Genomic DNA, 19,369 nt, shown 5'->3' on the forward strand with positions numbered 1-19,369 from the left:
GTTCACATACATGAATTCAAAACACGTACTTGACTCTCGTTCGGCGGGTGACCTAGCGTCTACGACACGCCGCGAGACCGACCTTTTCGCCCCTCGAAGTGGAGGAACGAGATGCGTGTTCGTGAGCGGATTCTGGCCGCCACGGCAGGAACCGTCGTACTACTGTCCCTGCTCACCCCGGCCGCGTCCGCCGCGACGGTCAAGGTCGCGAACTCCGCGGAACTGAAGAAGGCACTGTCTGCAGTGTCCCCTGGAACGACGATCGAACTCGCCGCGAACACCACGTTCACCGGCAACTTCAAGGCGGATCGCAGCGGGACCGCGAGCGGCCGCATCACGCTGACCGGCCCGCGCACCGCCGTGCTGTCGGCCTCGGGTGGCCGCACGCTCGAACTCACCGGCAGTTACTGGACGCTATCCGGGTTCTCGGTCACCGGTGGGCAGAAGGGCGTGATGGCACTGGGAGTGCACAACACGGTGGTCGACGGTCTCAAGGTGTCCGGGATCGGGCACGAGGCCATCCACTTCCAGCACGGCAGTACAGACAACGTCGTGCAGAACAACGAAATCAGCGACACCGGCCGCGAGTACGGCGGCTACGGCGAGGGCGTCTACTTCGGGTCCGCCAAGAGCAACTGGCCGGGCGGGCAGCCCGACCGCAGTGACCGCAACAAGGCGCTGAAGAACAGGATCGGCCCGAACGTCCGCGCCGAGGCGATCGACGTCAAGGAGGGCACCACCGGCGGCGAGCTGCGGGGCAACACCTTCGACGGCACCGGCCAGAGCGGCGAGAACTACGCCGACAGCTTCGTCGACATCAAGGGCAACAACTACGTGATCGCCGACAACAAGGGCAGCAAGGTGTTCGTGCACGACGCCGAGTACGGCGGCTTCGAGGTGCACGTCCAGCTGGACGGTTGGGGACAGAACAACACCTTCTCCGGCAACGTCTCCGATCCGCAGGCGCCGTCCGCCTACGGCTACTACGTGGTGAAGGCCGCCCAGGCCACCACCAAGGTCTGCGCGAGCAACAAGGCGACCAACGCCGGCAAGGGATTCGCGAACGTCACCCCGACGCCCGCGTGCTGACGCGATCGAAGACCGGGGGCCCGCTCAGCCCGGCGGCGGGGGCGGGCCCCCACCCTTCGTCTCACCGCCCATCTCGGGCACAGTGAGGCCATGGACGATCTCTATCCGCCGCTGGCCCCGCACGCGCAGGGCCTGCTCGACGTCGGCGACGGCCACCGGATCCACTGCGAGCAGGCGGGCAACCCGGACGGCAAGCCGGTCGTGGTGCTGCACGGTGGCCCCGGCAGCGGGATCGCGCCGCTGACCCGGCGGCATTTCGACCCCGAGGTCTACCGGATCGTCCTGTTCGACCAGCGCGGCGCCGGGCGCAGCACCCCGCACATCGGCGAGGACGACGTCGATCTGGCCACGAACACCCTGTGGCATCTGGTCGCGGACATGGAACTGCTGCGGGAACGCCTCGGCATCGACCGGTGGCAGGTCTTCGGTGGTTCGTGGGGCGCGACGCTCGCCCTCGCCTACGCGCAGAAACATCCCGACCGGGTCAGCGAAATGGTGCTGCGCGGCGTGTTCACGGTCCGGCGCGGCGAACTCGACTGGCTCTACGGAGGCGGCGCGGCGAACCTGTTCCCGAAGGAATGGGAAGACTTCCTGGCGCCGGTGCCCGAGGAGCGCCGTGACGATCCGCTCGCCGCGTACGCGGAACTCGTCTACGACCCCGACCCCGCGGTGCGCGAACGCGCCGCGCTCGCCTGGAGCGTCTGGGAGGGGGCGACGGTTTCCCTGTTCCCCCAGGAATCCTTCGTCCGTCAGTACTCGGACCCGAAGTTCGCGCTGACCTTCGCGCGCCTCGCCCTGCACTACTTCAGCCACGGCGCCTGGCTCGAAGAAGGGCAGCTCATCCGCGACGCCGGCAAGCTCGCGGGCATCCCCGGCGTCATCGTGCAGGGCCGCTACGACGCCGTTTGCCCGCCCGCCACGGCGTACGCGCTGCATCGTGCGTGGCCAGGCTCGCAGCTGCGGTTGCTCGAAGGCGCCGGGCACGCGGTGAACGATCCCGGGGTGCTGGCGGCGCTTCGTGAAGCCACCGACGGGTTCCGGAGCCGCGCGAGCTGAACGCCCCCTTCAGCCCAGTTGGAGGGCGAGCCAGAGTTCGGCGCGCACGCCTGGGGAGTCCAAGGATCGGCCGGTGAGCTCCTCGACCTTTCGCATCCGGTTGCGCAGGGTGTGCCGGTGGACGCCGAGGCGCGTGGCGGCGTTGTCCCAGTGCCCGTGGTGTTCGAGCCAGCAGCGCAGCGATTCGACGAGGTCGCCACGCCCGGTCTCGTCGTGCCGCCGCAACGGAGTGAGCGCCCTGGCCGCAAACGCTTGCGCCACGCCAGGTTCGACCAGCTCCAGCAGTCCGGCGCCGACGTGTTCGGCGTACCGGACGAGCGGGACCCGTTGCTCCTGGGCCGACGATGCCGCGTGCGTGGCCTGTTCCGCCACGGTCGCGAAGTCCACAAGGGACACTTGCTCGACGAGCCCGCCGTGCAGGCCGCCGATCCGCGCCGCGGCGGCGAGCACCTGATCCTCTTGGCGCGCTGCCCCGAAGACCAGTACCGCGGACCCCGAATGCGCGAAGAACACGTCCTCGGCAACGGTGTCGGCGTCGAGAGTGTCGTGCAACGCTCGCCGCGCGGCGGGCGGGCCGACGAAAGCCAGCACCGACCAAGGCGGCTCCGGCGCGCCACCCCACACCGTGGTCATCACGCCGAGAGCGAGTGCATTCTGTCGCTGGGCGAGCAGCTCGACCAGTCCGGTGCGCAGGTCGCGCAGCGCCGCGCTCTGCGCTCGATTCTGTTCCAGAGCAAGGGAAAGCAGGGACACCGCGGTGTTGACGATGTGCTGCCCCGCGGTGTCGAGGGGCCCCTCGGTGCCTACCGCCAGGACCCCGCGTGTCCTGGTGTCGAGCGTCTGCAGCGCGACCTCGTACTCCCCCAGCACCGTCAGCCGCGTGCCCGCTCGGAGGTGTTCCAGCTCGCCGCGCAGGCCTTCGACGTGCCCGCGAGCCGACGCCGGAGCGGCCTCGGTGACCGTGCCCGAGGCGTCGAAGAGCACCACCCAGCCGTCGACAAGCCGCGCCAGCTTGCGCACGACCCCGCCCACCCCGGACTTCCCGACCGCTGTGCGAGTCAGCTCCTGCTGTCCGCGCCCGGTGCGGACCAGCGCGGCGTACTCGTCGGCGGCGACAGCACGGGAGACGGCGCGGGTGATCGCGATGAACGGCGTCCGCTTCGGCACTTCCAGCAGCGGTAGCCCGACCTCGGCGGCGGTGCCGGCCAGCGCGCGCGGCACCTGCCCGTGGCTCAGCCCGACCCCGAAGCCGACCCCGGCGACACCCGCGTCGACCAGCCCGCGGACGTAGGCGGGCGACGTCCGCTCGTCCAGCGCGAGGCCCGTGGTCAGCAGGAGTTCACCGCCTTCGAGGAAGGCCTGCGGATCGATCAGCTCGGTGGGGTGCACCCAGCCGATCGGGCGGTCGAGTGCGGCTTCCCCGGCCAGCACCCGCAGGCCGAGGGAGCGCTCGGCGGCCAGGTCGCGCAGGGTCAGTGCCATAGTGTCCAATTCTAACTCGGGAATTGGACAGTTCGGCCTGCTGACGCCGGGCCGTCGCGGTCCCATGCTGAGGGCGCCCCCATCCCCGCGACGCAGGAGTTCAGCCGTGACCGTCACCGAGGCCGGGCCCCAGGCACCGGCGCCCCAGCAACGCAGACTGCGCACCGAGATCCCCGGCCCCGCCTCGCGTGAGCTGCAGGAACGTCGCGCCGCCACGGTCGCCGCCGGCGTCAGCTCGGTGCTGCCCGCCTACATCACCTCGGCCAGCGGCGGCCTGCTCACCGACGCCGACGGCAACGTGCTGATCGACCTCGGCTCCGGGATCGCGGTGACCAGCGTCGGCCACTCCGCGCCCGCCGTGGTGGACCGCGTCCGCAAGCAGGCGTGCTGGTTCACCCACACGTGCTTCATGGTTACCCCGTACGAGGGTTACGTGGAGGTGTGCGAGGCGCTGGCGGAACTCACGCCCGGCGACCACGCGAAGAAGTCGGTGCTGTTCAACTCGGGCGCCGAAGCGGTGGAGAACGCGGTGAAGATCGCCCGCGTCGCCACTGGCCGCCAAGCCGTCGTCGTGTTCGACCACGCCTACCACGGCCGCACCAACCTCACGATGGCGCTGACCGCGAAATCCGTGCCGTACAAGCACGGCTTCGGCCCGTTCGCGCCGGAGATCTACCGCGTGCCGGGCTCGTACCCGTACCGCGACGGCCTGTCCGGCGAGGAGGCGGCGCGGATCGCGATCGACCGGATCGCCAAGCAGATCGGCGGCGACCAGGTCGCGGCCGTGGTCATCGAGCCGATCCAGGGCGAGGGCGGGTTCATCGAGCCCGCACCGGGATTCCTGCCCGCGCTTTCGCGATGGTGCACCGAGAACGGTGTCGTCTTCATCGCCGACGAGGTGCAGACCGGGTTCTGCCGAACCGGCGAATGGTTCGCGTCTTCGCATGAAGAGGTAGTGCCGGATCTCGTCGCCACGGCGAAGGGCATCGCGGGCGGGCTGCCGCTCGCCGCGGTGACCGGCCGCGCCGAACTGCTCGACGCCGTCGCGCCGGGCGGGCTCGGCGGCACCTACGGCGGTAACCCGATCGCGTGTGCCGCCGCCCTCGGCTCGATCGAGACCATGCGGAACGAGAACCTCGCCGAATCGGCGCGGCGCATCGAAGACGCGGTGCTCCCCCGGCTGCGCGCGCTCGCGGCGGAAACCGGCCTCATCGGCGACGTCCGCGGACGCGGCGCCATGCTCGCGGCCGAATTCGTCAAGCCCGGTACGAACGAGCCGGACGCCGAAGCGACCCAGCGCATCGCGAAGACCTGCCACGCGGCCGGTGTCGTGGTGCTGACCTGCGGCACGTACGGCAATGTCGTCCGGCTGCTTCCGCCGCTTTCGCTGTCGAACGACCTGCTCGACGAGGGTCTTTCCGTTCTCGAATACGCCATTCGTCTGGAGGCCTCCCGATGAGCACAACTGTTCCGTTCTGGGTCGCCGGGAAGCCGGTGACGAGCGACGCGACCGCCGTCGTCCGGCATTCCTTCGACGACAGCGAAGCCGGAGTCCACTTCGTACCGTCCTCTTCGGACATCGAGACGGCGGTGCAAGCCGCGCACGACGTCGCCGATGAGTTCGCGACGCTGCCCGCGCACGTCCGGGCCGGCGCGTTGGACCACGTGTCCCGAACTCTGGGTGAGCGGTCCGAAGAGCTGGCTCAGCTGATCACCGCCGAGTCCGGGAAGCCGCTGAAGTGGGCGCGCGGCGAAGTCGGGCGCGCGGTGTCGACGTTCCGGTGGGCGGCCGAGGAGGCACGGCGTTTCTCCGGCGAATTGCAGCGGCTGGACACCGACCCCGGCGGCACCGGGCGGCTCGCGCTCGTCCGGCGCCTGCCGCGTGGCCCGGTGCTGGGCATCACGCCGTTCAACTTCCCGCTGAACCTGGTGGCGCACAAGGTCGCGCCGGCGATCGCGGTCGGTGCGCCGATCGTGCTCAAGCCCGCGCCTGCGACGCCGCTGACCGCGCTGGCACTCGGCGAAATCCTGGCATCGACCGACCTTCCGGCCGGGAGCTGGTCGATTCTGCCGACGGACAACGAAGCCGCAGCCGCGCTGGTGGCCGACCCGCGACTGCCGGTCGTGTCGTTCACCGGCTCGGTACCGGTCGGCTGGGGCATCCGCGACAGTGTGCCGCGCAAGCACGTCGCGCTGGAACTGGGCGGGAACGCGGCCGTGCTCGTCTGTCCCGATTGGACGGACCTGGACTTCGCGGCGCAGCGGATCGCGACGTTCGCGATGTACCAGGCAGGCCAGTCGTGCATCTCGGTGCAGCGCGTGTACGCGCACGCGGACGTCTTCGACGCGCTTCAGGAGAAGGTGCTGGAGCAGGTGCGCGCGCTGGGTACCGGCGACCCGCGCTCGGACGGCGTCGACGTCGGGCCGCTGATCAACACGGCCGCCGCTTCGCGGGTGGAATCGTGGGTCTCCGACGCGGTCGCGGCCGGCGGCTCGCTGCTCCTGGGTGGCTCCCGCGACGGCGCGACCGTGGAGCCGACGGTGCTCGCGGGCGTGCCGGAGGACGCGTCGGTGATGGCCGAGGAGGTGTTCGGGCCGGTCGTGTCGCTGACGCGGGTCGAATCGGTGGACGAGGGCGTGCGGCTGATCAACGACTCGCGGTTCGGGCTGCAGGCGGGCGTGTTCACCCGCGACCTGCCGACCGCGTTCGACGTCTCGGCGCGCCTGCGCGTCGGGGGCGTGCTGGTCGGCGACGTGCCGAGCTTCCGGGCCGACCAGATGCCCTACGGCGGGGTCAAGGACTCCGGCGTCGGGCGGGAGGGCCCGGCGTCGGCGATGGCCGACTTCACCGAAGAGCGCGTCACGGTGCTGACCGGCCTGACGCTCTGATCTTCGGGGGGCATGCCGTCAAGGCCACCTTAGGGGCGTCCGATGCCCGCAAGGTGGCCTTGACGGCGTCCGGAGGAGGAGCGGGGGACCTTTGCTTGCGTCCGGCGGTGCGCGATCGATTAGTGCGCTAAGGAACGTTAGCAAAGGTCCCTTGCTCTTCTTCCGCAGGTCAGAGGTGTCTTTCGGGGGCTTCAGAGACCTTGGAGGGCTTGAGTCAGCGCGGCATGGGCGTCGACCAGCGAGGGGCCGTACCACGTGAGGTGGCGGCCGGAGACCAGCACGTACGGCGCTCCTGGGAACGCCTCCGGCCCGTCGTCGGCGGCGAACTCGTACGGCTCGTCGGGCAGCACGAGCAGGTCGGCCTCGGTGTCGAACCGGGCGCGGAGCTCGCCGAGGTCCGGCCGCGGATAGCGTTCCGGATCGCGGTCGTAGACGTTGGCGACGCCGACCCGGCGCAGAACGTCACCCCCGAAGGTCTCGCGGCCGAGCACGATCCACGGCTTCCGCCACACCGGCACCACGGCGTGGAACCGGACGGGCGCGACCTCACGCCAGATCTCCTCGGCCTCGACCAGCCAGTCCGGTTCGTCGAGCCCGTAGGCCTGGGTGAGGACGCGGCGCAGCGAGCCGAGCGCGGCGGGCACCGTCGCGGCGGCCGCCATCACCCACACCGGGATCCCGTTGGCACGCAGCCGCGCCACGTCCTCGGGGCGGTTCTCCTCCGAGTTGGCCAGCACGAGATCCGGCCGCAGGTCCAGGACGCGGTCCAGCTTCGGGTACTTGGAGCCCCCGACCCTCGCGACATCCAAAGTGGACGGGTGCGTGCAGTAGTCGGTCGCCCCCGCCAGCAAGCCCGGCGCGCTCACCTCGACGGCTTCGGTCAGCGAGGGGACGAGCGACACCACGCGGGACGGCGGCCCCTCGAGCGGGACCGTCTCCCCGAGATCGTCGAACAGTTCGAGTCTCATGCGATCGCCTCGCTCATGCCCGCTCGAACGACACCTTCCGTTTCTCGACGTCGACCGCGGTCAGCCGGACGGCGATCCGCTCCCCCTCGGGGAACTTCTCCCCCGCGCACTTCGCCATCACCGGCGGATCCTCCACCAGGATCTCGGCCCTGGTCTCCTCGGCACGCAGCACGACCGCGCTGAACTCGCCACCGACGCGCTCGGCGAGCACCCACGCCTCGACCTGGTCGATGCAGGCGCGCTCGACCTTCGCGGCGAGCAGATCGGACGCTGTCATCAGCTCGGGCACCTCGCCCAGCGCGGCCCGCACCCAGTCCGGCACCTCGCGTCCCGCGGTGACGGCGAGGCAGATCTCCGTCGCGAACCGGTCGACCAGCCGCCGGATCGGCGCGGTCACATGCGCGTAGGCACCGCCGATCCCGGCGTGCGTGGTCAGCGCGGGCAGCTCCCCGTCGAAAGCGGTGTACCCGGCGCCGCGCAGCAGACGCGTCGTGTCGGTGTAGAGAGCCATCGACGCGGGCTTCCCCGGGTCGAGCGTGGCCAGGAACTCCGAAACCGTCGTCGCCTCCGGCCAGGCGATGCCGAGCGCGTCGGCGGAGCGGCGGAGCCACTCGACGGCGGTGCCGTCGGGATCGGGCAACGTCCGCAGCACCCCGACCCTGGCCCCGATCATGATCTCCGCGGCGGCCATGCCGGTGAGCAGCGAGATCTCGGCGTTCCAGCCCTCGACGGAGTTGCGCGGCCGCTGGGCAAGGGCCCAGCCGCCGTCGGGATCGCCGTTGATCTCCTGCTCGGGCAGCTGCAGCTCGACCGCGCCGCGCCGGATCGCGAGCTCCCGGCGCGCCCGGCCGATCTCGGGCAGCGCCGCGACCGAAGGATGCGGGGTGCCGGCGTCGAGCGCGGCCTGGACGGTCTCGTAGTCGAACTGCTCGGTGGACCGCACCAGCGCGCGGCGGACCCGCGTCGACGTCAGCTCACCGGTCTCGTCGGTCTCGATCGTCCACAGCACCGCGGGCCGGATCTCGCCGGGCAACAGGCTCGCGGCGCCCTCGGACAGCACCGGCGGGTGCAGCGGGACGTTGCCGTCGGGCAGGTACATCGTCTGGCCGCGACGGCGCGACTCGCGGTCGAGCGCACCACCGGGCGGGACGAACGCGGCGAGGTCGGCGATCGCGTAGTGCACGCGGAACCCGCCGCGGGTGCGCTCGATGACCATGGCCTGGTCGAGATCCTTCGAGCCCGGCGGATCGATGGTCACAAAGGGAAGATGCGTGGCGTCCTCCCGCTCCCCGGCGGAGGCGAGCGGATCGAGGACGGCGGCCTCGGCCTCGGCGAGGACGTCCGGGCCGAACGCCTCCGGCAGCACGAACTCCGCCCGGAGGCGGGCGAAATCCCCTCCGGCCGCATGTGTCCTGATCACGAGTGGAGGCACCACACAACACTATCCCGCACCGGGTGCCTTGATCGCTCGTTCGGGTGCGGCCGGTTGGGTGTACGTTAACCGTGCCTGTAATGAAAACCGATACCATCTTCAGAAGGGATCCGGCCGTGAAGATCGCGTTCGTCGGCAAGGGCGGCAGTGGGAAGACCACCCTCTCGTCCCTGTTCGTCGCGCACCTCGCCGCCACCGGCAAGCCGGTACTGGCGATCGACGCCGACATCAACCAGCACCTCGCGGTGGCGCTGGGCGCGACCGAGGAGGAAGCGCTGGCCTGGCCGACGCTGGGCGACAACATGGCGCTGATCAAGGAGTACCTGCGCGGGGACAATCCGCGCATCCCCGACGTCGCGGCGATGATCAAGACCACGCCGCCCGGCCGTGGCTCGCGGCTCGTCACGCCGTTCGAGGACAACCCGATCACCGAGGCCTGCTTCCGCGAACTCGGCGGAGTGCGGCTCGGCGTCACGGGCCAGTTCGACGAGGACGATCTGGGCGTGGCCTGCTACCACTCCAAGGTCGGCGCGGCCGAACTGCTGCTCAACCACATGGTCGACGTCGAAGGCGAATACGTCGTCATGGACATGACCGCCGGGGCCGACGCGTTCGCTTCGGGCCTGTTCACCCGCTTCGACGTGACATTCCTGGTGTGCGAGCCGACCGTCCGCAGTGTCGGGGTGTACCGGCAGTACGCGGACTACGCGCGCGATTTCGGGGTGCGGCTCGTGGTGGTCGGGAACAAGGTGACCGACGCCGAGGACGTGGACTTCCTGCGCGAGCAGGTCGGCGAGGCCCTGCTGGGCTGGCTGGAGAACTCACGGCACGTGCGCGCCGCCGAACGGGGCACCGCGCGGCCGATCGGCGAACTCGAATCGCACAACCTGCGGACGCTCGACACCATGCTCGCTACCGTGGATGCCGAGCGGCGGGATTGGGCGCGCTACCAGCGCCAAGGCATCGAGTTCCACCTGCGCAACGCGCGTGCCTGGGGCAGCGGCCGTGCCGGCGCCGACCTCGCCGAGCAGGTCGACCCCGGCTTCGTGCTCGCCCCGCCGTCGCTGGCCACGCAGGACGCCTGAGCCCGTCGCCTGCCTGACTGGCGGAGCAAGGGACCTTTGCTTGCGTTGGTGAGCACGCTAATAGTTGGCTTGCTCACGGACGTTAGCAAAGGTCCCTTGCTCCTCTCCGGCGATAGCAAAGGTCCCTTGCTCCTGCCGGAGGGGCTGGAGCTAGGTCAGTCGTCGTTCCAGGCGGCGTCGGCGGCGTCGGCCGCGCGGGTGCGTTCGCGGGCGATTTCGAGGGCGCGGCGAGCGGTCGCCTCGTCCGGGTAAGGGCCGAGCAGGTCGGCGCCGCGACTGCGGTCGAGGTGTTCGACCTCGTTCGTGCGGGTGTTGTAGTACCAGCCCGGATCCGGGTTCGGGTCGTTAGCCATGGTTCAAGCGTGACACCGGCGAAGTCCGCTGTCACGGTGGACCACCCGCCGCGTTCACCGGCGGTAGCGGTACGGAATCTCGGTCGGGTTCCCGGTCGGGCCGAATTCGCCGGAGTCGGGCTCCGGCGCGTTTTCCCGCGCGTTCTGGAACTCGTCGAACCAGCCGCGTTCGCCACCCGGCGGCGTACCGGGGCCGCTGTTCGACGGCTGCGGCAGCGGCGGCCGCGTGGCCGACGGCTGGGGCAGGCCGGGCGGCGGCGTGCCAGGGGGCGGCGGGACCGGTGACGAGGGCGGGAGCACCGGCGTGGATTCGCGGCCGGGGAAGACCGGCAGATCCGACGCCGGGGGCACCGTGGGCGGGACCGGCGCGGAGCCCTGACCGGGGAAGACCGGCAACGCGGGATTGTGCGGCCGCGCGGGCGGCTCCGGGTACCCGGGTTCCCTGCTGGGGAAGACCGGGAGCGGTGTGCCGGTGCTCGTCGCGGCCGAACCGGGCGCGGGCGGCTCCGCCGCTCCGCCGTACGGAGCCGCAGTGGTCTCCGACGCGCCTTCGGCCGGAGTCGTCGAGGCAGGGGCCGCCGGATCCGACCTGGTCACCCAGCCCATGGGCGCCGCCGCCGGTGATGCCGCCGCGCCGGGGTTGGGCGGCGGTGCGCTCGTGCTGGACGAGGGGGTGTCGTTCCGCGTGGGCGCCGCTTCGGCGCCGGATGGCTCGGTATCACCGGCCGAAGGCTGGCCAGGCTGGGAAACGGCGGGTCCCGCGCCGGTTTCGCCGAACGGCGAGTCACCCTGCGCAGTGGGTCCGGGCTGTGCCCAGCCATGTGGGGAGTCGTCCTTCACCGGTGTGGCTTGAGCACCCGGTTCCGGGGCGGCCGGGGAATCGTCCTCTGAGGACGGTTCCTTCCCCTGTTCGGCAGGCTCTTCCGGCGCGGCGGCGTCGTTCTCCGGGACAGCGGGCGCCTCGGTATCCGCAGTGGACTGATCAGCACCCGTGTCCGCTTCGCGCACGACCTTGTCGGCGACCGGCTGCGTCTGGTCCGGCCCGAGGCTCGGACCGGGCTGGGATTCCGGCTGAGCCGGCGCGACGGGTTCGGCCTGCTGCTGAGCCGGGCCTTCCGATGCGGCCTCGGCGGGAGCGGGAGCGGGTGAAGCCGCCGCGGACGAGATGGCCGCCGTCCACTGCGGACCGGCGGTCGGCTCGGCGGGCGCGCCCCAGACCTGGGGTGGCAACGTCGGCGCGGACGGCTGCTCGGCGGGAAAGGGCGGCTGCGGCGGGGTTTCCTGCTGCTGGGCAACGGGCGGCCGCGGCGGCTGTGCCCCGGCCTGCGGCCCGGCCGTCGGCGCACCCGGCGTAGGCGTACCCGGCGACTGCGGCCCGGCTGACTGCGGCCCAGGCACCGAAGCACCGGACGTCGGCGCGGCAGGCGGCTGGGCGCCCGGCTGCTGGGCACCGGGCGTCGGTGCACCTGCGGTCGATGAACCAGGCGCCACTCCACCAGGCGGCTGGGGGCCGGGAGGCTGGGGCACGGTCCGCCAGACCGGTGCCGGACCGATGTTCATCGGCGCGGGCGCGCGGCCCCGGTCCGGGTCGACCATGGCCGCCTGTTCGGGGACGGCCTGGTGCCCGGCAGGCTTGGGGATCGGGTCCAGACAGGACACCAGGACGGTGGTGTTGTCCGGGTCCGCGACCTTGCGCCCGCTGCGCTCGCGGTAAGTCATCTCGCCGTCGGCGTCCATTTCGACGAGGTACCCTGCCTCGGCCAGCTGTTCCTCGTCCAGGTCGACGAGCTTTTCGTACCGTGACGGCACCACGCGGTAGATCGGCCACGCGAGCCGCGCGTTCTCGTGGTGGAACTGCGCCAGTAGCGCGGCCATCTGCTGCTGCCAGGGCAGCGACATGTTCTCGGCGAGCGAACGCGGCAGCACGACGTAGCCCGCGTCGACGCCCGGCCAGCCCTGGTTCAGCTGGTCGGCCAGCGGCGTGCTGGAGGCGGGACGCTGCTGCGTCGGCGGCTGCGGCGCGCCGAACAGCGTCCTCGGGTCCTGGCTGGCGCCGGTGGTCCCTGGCGTCCTGCCTCGCTTGCCGAATTTCCGTGCCACGTCTTCATCCTCTGTCAGTGCGCGGCCGCGCGCCGATGGAGTTGGCCGCGACGTCGGGTGAATCGGCCCCGCTCACGCTGTTCCGGGCCTGACGCGTGCCAGGCGTTACCGTTCACCCCGGTCGGGTGTCAAGAGCCCGTGGCTCCGCAGACCATGCTAAACGCCGGGTCGGACAGCCTGCGGGACGACTTCGGCCTCGGTGAACTTGAACGGCCGGATGTGCACGGGCACGCCGTCCTGCTGTGCCTCGACGATCTTGCCGTCGCCCAGGTACATCGCGACGTGGTGGATGGTCACCGGGTCCGCGATGTCGGTGGCGAGGAAGACCAGGTCACCGGGCTGCGCGTTTTTCACCGGGATCATCGCGCCCGCCTTGTACTGGTCCGACGCCACGCGCGGGAGGACGATCCCGGCGGACTTGTAGGCGGCCTTCATCAGCCCCGAGCAGTCCCAGGCGTCCGGGCCGTTGCCGCCCCAGAGGTACGGTTTGCCCTGCTCGCCGAGCGCGAACTTGATCGCCTGCGCGGCGGCCTGGCTGGCCGGGACCAGCGCACCCATGCCCTGGCCGCAGCCGGAGACGTCGGTGACCTGGCCGAGGTTCTGCACCAGGTGCGCCGCCATCGGCTCCCACTTGTGATAGCGGTCGGGGAAGCCGGAGCGCTCCACGGCCTGCGCGGCGTCGCCGGGACGCCGGTTTTCCCAGTCCGGCACCGCCTTCAGCACGTCGAAGAACTTGTTGATCGCGTACTGGACGTTGGTGACCTCGGCGACCGAGCCCCAGTTCATCGACGGGCGCATCTGGAAGATGCCGAGCGAGTCGCGGTCACCGTAGCTGAGGTTGCGCAGGCCCGACTCCGTCATGCCCGCCTGGATCGCGACCTGCCACGCGCGCGGCGCGAGGTTGCGCTGCTTGCCGATCGCGATGATCTGAGCGACGACCCCGCGCTGCTCCTCGTTGAGCTTGCTCGCGTCGGTCGAGCCGTCGCCCGTGCCCGGCTGGGTGGGGCCGAGCGAGGCGTCGCAACTGGTGTTGACGACGCCCTTGGCCGCGGCCTCCTGCTGGTCGGACACGACCTTGGCCACGGTGCTGGTGGTGACCACCGCGGTGAACACCGCGACGATCAGCGCGCCGACGAGAAGCCCCAGACGCATCGGTGCTCAGCTCGCCTGGTCGTAGTCCGAAACCCGCCAGCCCATGGGAGAGTTCACCACGGTGATGGACAGTTTCGGACCGTCGGTGGGGACCACCAGCTTCATCGAGCTGGTGTACGACGTCGTGACAGCGGGTTCACCGGTGACCTTCGTCGCCGGGATGTTGGCCGGGTCCACAGTGGACATCACCGGCAGGTATTCGTCGGTGGTGTAAGGGCGCAAGCCCTCCAGCCACTGCGCGTTCGTGATCCCGTTCGGGTGCTTGACCCACGCGGTGGCCCATTCCTTCGCGACCTTGACCGCGTCCTGGCTCGGCGGGGCCGTGGACGGCGTGGCCTGCGGACCGGTCAGCCGGGTGGGCAGCGTCGACGTCGCGGGCGGCGGCACGGCGAGGCCGGGGCCGGGAGTGGCCGAGGCCGACGTCCCGTCCGGCCCGCCCGCCGCGGACGCGGGACGCCCGATGACCTTCGGCAGCACGATGCCCAGCGCGGTCAGCATGATGGCCAGGAACACCAGCGTGCCGATCAGGTGCCGGGGCGAGCGCAGCGGCCAGCCCCACAGGCGGCGGTAGACCGCGGTGCGGCCGCGGTTCGTGCGGATCGGCATGGGTCACCGCCCCATAAGGTGGTCGGTGTCGCGCAGCTCCTCGCGGACCTCGAGCCCGCGCGACGGCCGGTACAGGACGAAAACCGGTTTCCCGGCGACGACCTCGGGGTCGACCCGCCGCGGCTGGGCACGCACGCCCGGCGGCGGCTGGACCGGCATCGCGGCCTCCGGCGCGGCGTGGTCGCCGGTGCCGTAGCCGCTCTCGTGGTTCGCCGAGGTCATCCGCGACGGCACGACCACCGGCTCCGGTTCGTCGCTCCAGCGCCGGTCCGCGACGGGCGAGGTGTCGACGCGGCGGCTTTCCTCGCGCAGCACCCGGTTTCCGCTCGCCGTGACGACGTAGTCGCCCGGCGCGCCCACGAGCGGGTTGTACTGCCCGAACGCCGGGGCGCCGCTGCCGCCACCCGGCGGGAGCGCCGCGACACCGCCGCCCGCGGTGACCGCGCCCGGCCACGGCGCACCGGACCAGGCCGCCGCCGGGCGGTGGTTGTCCAGCCGCCGCGCGTTGGCGAAAACCGTGGCCTCGGGCCGGAACCGGCCGCCGCCGACGGTCGCGCCGATCGGCCCGCGGGCCTCGCCGTCCACGACGTCGTCGGTGTCGCGCACGTTCTGCCAGAACTCGTCCTGCGGCGTCGGGCCCTTGTTCTTGCGGAAGCGGGAGAAGAGGCCGCCACTGGGCGTCGGCACCGCGCCGCCGACCATGCCGACCGACATCTCGACCATCTGCCACAGCCGCCGCACCGGCCGCCCGACCATGAACAGCAACACGGTCACCAGCCCGGCGAGCACCATCTGCGTCAGCAATGACAACGCACTGCCCGCCGCGAAGATCGCCTGCAGCAGCAGCGCGTGCACCCCCGCGAGCACGGACAGCACGACGAGGTTGAACGCGACGCCGCCGGCGACCTTGAGCACGCGGCGCAGGATGTCCGGATGCAGCAACGCGACCAGGCCGACGAGCGGCGCGGTCAGCGCGAACAGCCGGATGAGCACCTGCGCGAGCAGCACAGAAGCCTTGGCGAGCAACTGGAACAGCGCGTACACCAGGCTCTGGCCGAGTGCGAGGAAACCGGACCCGGTGCGGCTGCCGTCCTCACCGGTGAAGTAACCGGTGGCCGGGCCGAGCTTCGTCGAGATGTCCTTGTACGAGGCCTTCTTCGCGTCGACGACGTTCTGTTTCCCGTCGTCCCCGGCGACCAGCTGGTTGCGGGTGAACGCCTGCGCGTCCAGCAACGGCCTGCCGAACTGCTCGGCCTGCGGCGACTTCGGATCGCCGAACTCGCCCCGCAGCCAGTTGTTGTAGACGATCTGGGTGTGCAGGTCCGTGGGGAGGATGTCCCGGACGATCCGGTTCTCGTTCTCGTCGACGAACCCGGCTTGAATGTTCGTCGTGGTCTGCACGATGGCTTTGTCGATCGGGTCGAAGTACCGCAGCATCGCCAGCGAAGACGCGGCGAGCCAGATGGCGGCCAGCGAGTAGAGCGCCCGTTTGCTGATCGCCGCGAGGTCACCGCGCCAGATGTTGCGGAACAGCATGATCGACAGCAGCAGCGCGGCCAGCCCGAACAGCTGCGCGTAGATGTTGTTGTAGACCTTCTCCGCGCCGGACTTCACCGCCGAGTAGATCGGGTTGAGCAGCCCGCCGTTCAGGACCGTGTAGTGCAGGGAGTTGGTGGCGCCGACGATGTTCTTGCCGACGTTGAACAGCTGGTTGCCCGCCCAGGTGTCGATGGTCGAGTTCGGCGAGGCCAGCCCGGCAAGCGGCGTGCAGTTGGTCTGGAAGGTGTCCCAGACCAGCCCGGCGTAGCTGTAGTCGATGTAGGCGCTTCCCGGCTCGCCGTGGCCCTCCGGCGGATCGACGGCGCCGACCAGCCCCGCGCCGGGACGTTCCGGGTTCGGCGGCTCACCACAGGCCGCTGCGTTCGCGGGCGCGGTGATCACGATCTGCATGCCGATGATCAGCGCCGCCGTGGTCACCGCGGCGCGACGACCACAGCGCATGCCGTTGGCAGGCCCTTCCTTGCTGTGCCGGTAGATACCAATCCGACCGAAAGTAAGCAGTCGCGCAGGTCCGCTGGCCTTGCTGGTCGGCTTACTTTCGGCCTCCTTGGTAGTAGGCCGGCGCAGCCAGCGCCATCCGGCGGCGACTGCGAGGACAGACGCCAGCGTCATCAAGGTGTTCACGCTGCATCCCTGCCAGGACCGCCCTTGGTGCCGCTCCCGGACCGGGCGTGCTTCCCGCCCTCGCCGTTCGCGCTCCCGTTCGAGGCTCCACTGTGGACACTGCCGTCGACCTCGCCGGTTTCGCTGGCGAGCGGGTCGGGCGAGCCCAGCAGGACGTCGTCGGTGAGGCCGACCTCCAGTTCGGCGGCCAGCTCGAAGTCCTGCTCGAGCTCCGGGTCCTCCTCCGGTGGTACGGGTACGTAGACCTTGGCGTCGAGCTTCGGGGCCACGATTTCCTTGCCCGGCTTGGGCCTCGAGTCCGGCGAGCCCGGCGTGGTGTCCATGACGCCGCGCAGGTGGTCCAGGTGCGGGCCGGAGAAGTCGACGCGGATGCGTTCCACGCCACCGGCTCCGTCGCCGAAGATGAACTGCCGTGGCTCGACGTCGCGTTCGATCCCCCGCTGTGCCCCGGGGCGGCGCCCCAAAGCCGCGACGACTTGCTCGTAGCCGACGCCGACCGGGACCTTCAGCAGCCGCAGCGCGTCGGCCTGCGCGTCGTCGTCGTCGAGACGGCCGACGAACACCGAGTCCAGCAGGGTCACGAAGCCCTGGATCTTCAGGAAGTCCGCCGGGATCTGCGAGGACAGCAGCACCCGGACGTTCCATTTCCGCGAGTCACGGGCGAAGCGGTTCATCAGGACACGGCCGGTCGGGACTTCGGACAGGAAGAACGCCTCGTCGATCCAGACGCCCTTGCGCAGTTCCTTCGGCTTTTCGTACACCGACCGCTGGGTCAGCCACGCGGCGAGGTTCAGCATCTCGACGCCGAGGGACTCCGCGTCCGTCCAGTACTCGCGCGGCACGCCGTCCTTCGGCAGCGTCAGCCCGGCCATGGTGAGGACGGTCAGCCGGTCGTCGCGGGTCTCGGAGTACGGGTCGGCGTCGGTCTCCGGGATGAGCAGCGCCATCCGCTCGCGCATCTCGTCGAGGAAGTCCGCGACGACGACGGCGTGCTCGTGGTGCTCGCTGGAGTCGCGGCGCAGCGCGTCGATGACCTGGCCGGGGTCGGCGTCGAACCGGCCGCCGACGGCGCGGACCGCGCGCAGCAGCACGATCCGGGTCTGCGCCATCCGCGAGACCTCGTAGGGCAGGACGCCGGTGAGCACGTCCAGCACCAGACGACGCCGCGTCGCGCCCGCGAGGGCCTTCTCGCGGCGCCACGAGCGCTCGGGGTCGTCCTCGTCCATGAAGTGCTCGATGAGCGGCTCGGCGACCACGCGGTACGGGTTGAGGATGCCGGGCTGCGCGTTGAGCAGGTTGATCGGCCGCGCGTAGGGCCGCAGCTCGGGCAGGTCGCACAGCCGCGACAGCGGGCCCGACGGGTCGAGGATCGTCCAGTGCGCGCCCGCGCGGAACGTCTTGTAGACGATGCCGCCGCCGAGGAACGACTTGCCGCCACCCAGCCCGGCGACCATCGCGGTCAGGCCGGAGCCGTCGCGGATCTCCTGCGCCATCCACGGGTCCCAGGCCACCGGGCGCCGGGTCGCGGTGCAGGTCTCGCCGAGCAGGATGCCGCGGCGGTCGCCCACCTCGGCGGTCGCGGTCGGCACCGACGAGGCCGCCCAGACGACCGAGCCGCGCCGTTTGTAGGCGGCCGAAGCCAGCTGTTCGCCCGGGATGAACTCCCGCGCCATCGCGTACTGCGCCTCGGGATGCTCGATGGCGATCTTCGGCTTGTACAGGTCCAGCAGCTGCTGGGCGAGTTTCAGCGCGTCCCGCTCGGTCGGCCCGGAAACCGCCATCCGCCACCACGAATAGACGCGGGTGGCGAGCGCGGTGAAGCCCGACGTCATCTCGTCGTCGATCTCCAGCACCCGCCCTGCCTGGCGCGCAAGCGATTGCGGTGGTTCCAGCTCGTGTTCGTCGGTGTAGTGCTTGACCTGCGAGCGGACCTTGTTCATCTGGCGCTGCAGCTCGCCTGCCACCTCTTCGGGGCGCCGGACGTAGATCCGCGCGGACACCTCCACGGAGGCGGGCAGCCGGTCGGCGTGCTGCACCCACGGGTCGTCGACCTCGGGGATCTGCAGCCCGTGCATCTGCCCGACGGTGAGCACCGCGAGATGCCGCGACACCCCGGCGTTGGAGCCGGTGCGGCCTCGGACGGTGACCGTCGGGGCGTACGGGTCGGCGTAGAAGTCGGCCGCGTCGGTGAAGCTGGCGAGGTCCTCCGGCTCCCACGCGGCGCCCGGCACGGCGGGCATGTTGCGCGGGGCGGGCAGGCCGAGCGAGCACGAGCGGTGCATCAGCCAGGACATCTCCTCGGCGTGCACCGGACGGCCCTCCAGCCCGGCCGACCCGATGACCTGGTCGAGGTGCTCGACCTCGGAGTCCAGCGCGGACAGCTCGGCGTCGACGGCTTCGGGGAGGATCTTGCGCAGCACCGGGGCCGCGCGTTCGACCGCCCGGTCCACCATGCGCCGGGTCTGCACCTGGACGCCGATGTAGACCTCTTTTTCGGCCATCGAACGGCCCATGAGCTGCTGCTGCTCGCCGATGAGGTAGTCGTCGAACGACAGCGCGCCCGGCACATCCCCCGGCCTGCCGACGGCGTTGTGCACGTGCGCCTCGGCCCACATGCGGATCGGGTACGGCCGGTTGGTCACCCGCAGGTGCAGCCAGCGGCCCTGCAGCTCGGCGTACTGGCCCGCGATGGCGGCGATGAGGTCACGGCGCTGCGAATCCGACCGGAACGACCACCGCTGCGGCGCGAGCCGGTACCAGGCGTAGACCTCGAACCCGGTGCGCAGCAGGTGGCCGTCGATGCTGCGCGCCGCGATCGACGGTGTGTAGGCCGGGATCGCCTGTTCCCCGGGCAGCCGCCTGCCCTTGCCGGAGGGCTGGGCGCCCGGTGAGCGGGGTTGCTGCGGCGTTTGCCAGGCGCCGGTGGGCATGTCCCGATCTCGTTTTCCTCGGCTTCCGCCGCGACCGAACAAC

14 protein-coding genes are annotated in these 19,369 nt (G+C 71.0%); 5 read left to right on the forward strand and 9 right to left on the reverse strand.

The features are described from left to right. The first annotated feature begins 111 nt into the window (after positions 1-111). Together ACFW0G_RS36705 and pip are read left to right on the forward strand one after the other, a co-directional pair. Positions 112-1,089 (forward strand): hypothetical protein, encoded by a 978-nt coding sequence (locus tag ACFW0G_RS36705; protein WP_378330099.1) that lies wholly within the window; start codon positions 112-114, stop codon positions 1,087-1,089. Positions 1,090-1,179: 90 nt separating this feature from the next. Beyond that, positions 1,180-2,145: a prolyl aminopeptidase gene (gene pip / locus ACFW0G_RS36710; protein ID WP_378330100.1), complete on the forward strand. Its 966-nt coding sequence runs from the start codon at positions 1,180-1,182 to the stop codon at positions 2,143-2,145. A 9-nt stretch (positions 2,146-2,154) separates the two neighbouring features. Here the strand turns inward: pip and ACFW0G_RS36715 are convergent, their stop codons facing one another. After that, complete coding sequence (locus tag ACFW0G_RS36715) at positions 2,155-3,627, reverse strand: PucR family transcriptional regulator (RefSeq protein WP_378330101.1); 1,473 nt, start codon at positions 3,625-3,627, stop codon at positions 2,155-2,157. A 64-nt stretch (positions 3,628-3,691) separates the two neighbouring features. Here ACFW0G_RS36715 and gabT point away from each other — a divergent pair, with 64 nt between their 5' ends. Both gabT and ACFW0G_RS36725 read left to right on the forward strand, forming a co-directional pair. Next, a complete protein-coding gene (gabT, locus tag ACFW0G_RS36720) occupies positions 3,692-5,086 on the forward strand; it encodes a 4-aminobutyrate--2-oxoglutarate transaminase (RefSeq protein ID WP_378330126.1) in 1,395 nt (464 codons plus the stop codon). Continuing rightward, complete coding sequence (locus ACFW0G_RS36725) at positions 5,083-6,516, forward strand: aldehyde dehydrogenase family protein (RefSeq protein WP_378330102.1); 1,434 nt, start codon at positions 5,083-5,085, stop codon at positions 6,514-6,516. The genes gabT and ACFW0G_RS36725 overlap by 4 nt, the downstream gene beginning before the upstream one ends. A gap of 191 nt (positions 6,517-6,707) precedes the next feature. Here the strand turns inward: ACFW0G_RS36725 and ACFW0G_RS36730 are convergent, their stop codons facing one another. Together ACFW0G_RS36730 and ACFW0G_RS36735 are read right to left on the reverse strand one after the other, a co-directional pair. Continuing rightward, complete coding sequence (locus ACFW0G_RS36730) at positions 6,708-7,484, reverse strand: helical backbone metal receptor (RefSeq protein ID WP_378330103.1); 777 nt, start codon at positions 7,482-7,484, stop codon at positions 6,708-6,710. Positions 7,485-7,497: 13 nt separating this feature from the next. Beyond that, the gene (locus tag ACFW0G_RS36735) at positions 7,498-8,904 is read right to left on the reverse strand and encodes an RNB domain-containing ribonuclease (RefSeq protein WP_378330127.1); all 1,407 of its coding nucleotides are present in this window, start codon (positions 8,902-8,904) and stop codon (positions 7,498-7,500) included. A gap of 128 nt (positions 8,905-9,032) precedes the next feature. Between ACFW0G_RS36735 and ACFW0G_RS36740 the strand changes: the two genes are divergently transcribed. Then, the gene (locus tag ACFW0G_RS36740) at positions 9,033-10,001 is read left to right on the forward strand and encodes an AAA family ATPase (protein WP_378330104.1); all 969 of its coding nucleotides are present in this window, start codon (positions 9,033-9,035) and stop codon (positions 9,999-10,001) included. 155 nt (positions 10,002-10,156) lie between these two features. Here the strand turns inward: ACFW0G_RS36740 and ACFW0G_RS36745 are convergent, their stop codons facing one another. From ACFW0G_RS36745 to ACFW0G_RS36770, 6 genes are all read right to left on the reverse strand, one after another. Further along, on the reverse strand, positions 10,157-10,354 hold the full coding sequence (locus tag ACFW0G_RS36745; protein ID WP_378330105.1) for a hypothetical protein: 198 nt from the start codon (positions 10,352-10,354) through the stop codon (positions 10,157-10,159). A 54-nt stretch (positions 10,355-10,408) separates the two neighbouring features. Further along, positions 10,409-12,454 (reverse strand): hypothetical protein, encoded by a 2,046-nt coding sequence (locus tag ACFW0G_RS36750; RefSeq protein WP_378330106.1) that lies wholly within the window; start codon positions 12,452-12,454, stop codon positions 10,409-10,411. 156 nt (positions 12,455-12,610) lie between these two features. Continuing rightward, a complete protein-coding gene (locus ACFW0G_RS36755; RefSeq protein ID WP_378330107.1) occupies positions 12,611-13,606 on the reverse strand; it encodes a C40 family peptidase in 996 nt (331 codons plus the stop codon). 6 nt (positions 13,607-13,612) lie between these two features. Next, positions 13,613-14,212, reverse strand: a complete 600-nt coding sequence (locus ACFW0G_RS36760; RefSeq protein ID WP_378330108.1) for a hypothetical protein — start codon at positions 14,210-14,212, stop codon at positions 13,613-13,615. Between the two features lie 3 nt (positions 14,213-14,215). Next, complete coding sequence (locus ACFW0G_RS36765) at positions 14,216-16,396, reverse strand: magnesium transporter (RefSeq protein ID WP_378330109.1); 2,181 nt, start codon at positions 16,394-16,396, stop codon at positions 14,216-14,218. Next, a complete protein-coding gene (locus ACFW0G_RS36770) occupies positions 16,393-19,368 on the reverse strand; it encodes an ATP-binding protein (RefSeq protein ID WP_378330110.1) in 2,976 nt (991 codons plus the stop codon). The genes ACFW0G_RS36765 and ACFW0G_RS36770 overlap by 4 nt, the downstream gene beginning before the upstream one ends. Between the last annotated feature and the right edge of the window lies 1 nt (position 19,369).

The organism is Amycolatopsis sp. NPDC058986 (assembly GCF_042741125.1).
In the GTDB taxonomy this organism is placed as follows: Bacteria; Actinomycetota; Actinomycetes; order Mycobacteriales; family Pseudonocardiaceae; genus Amycolatopsis.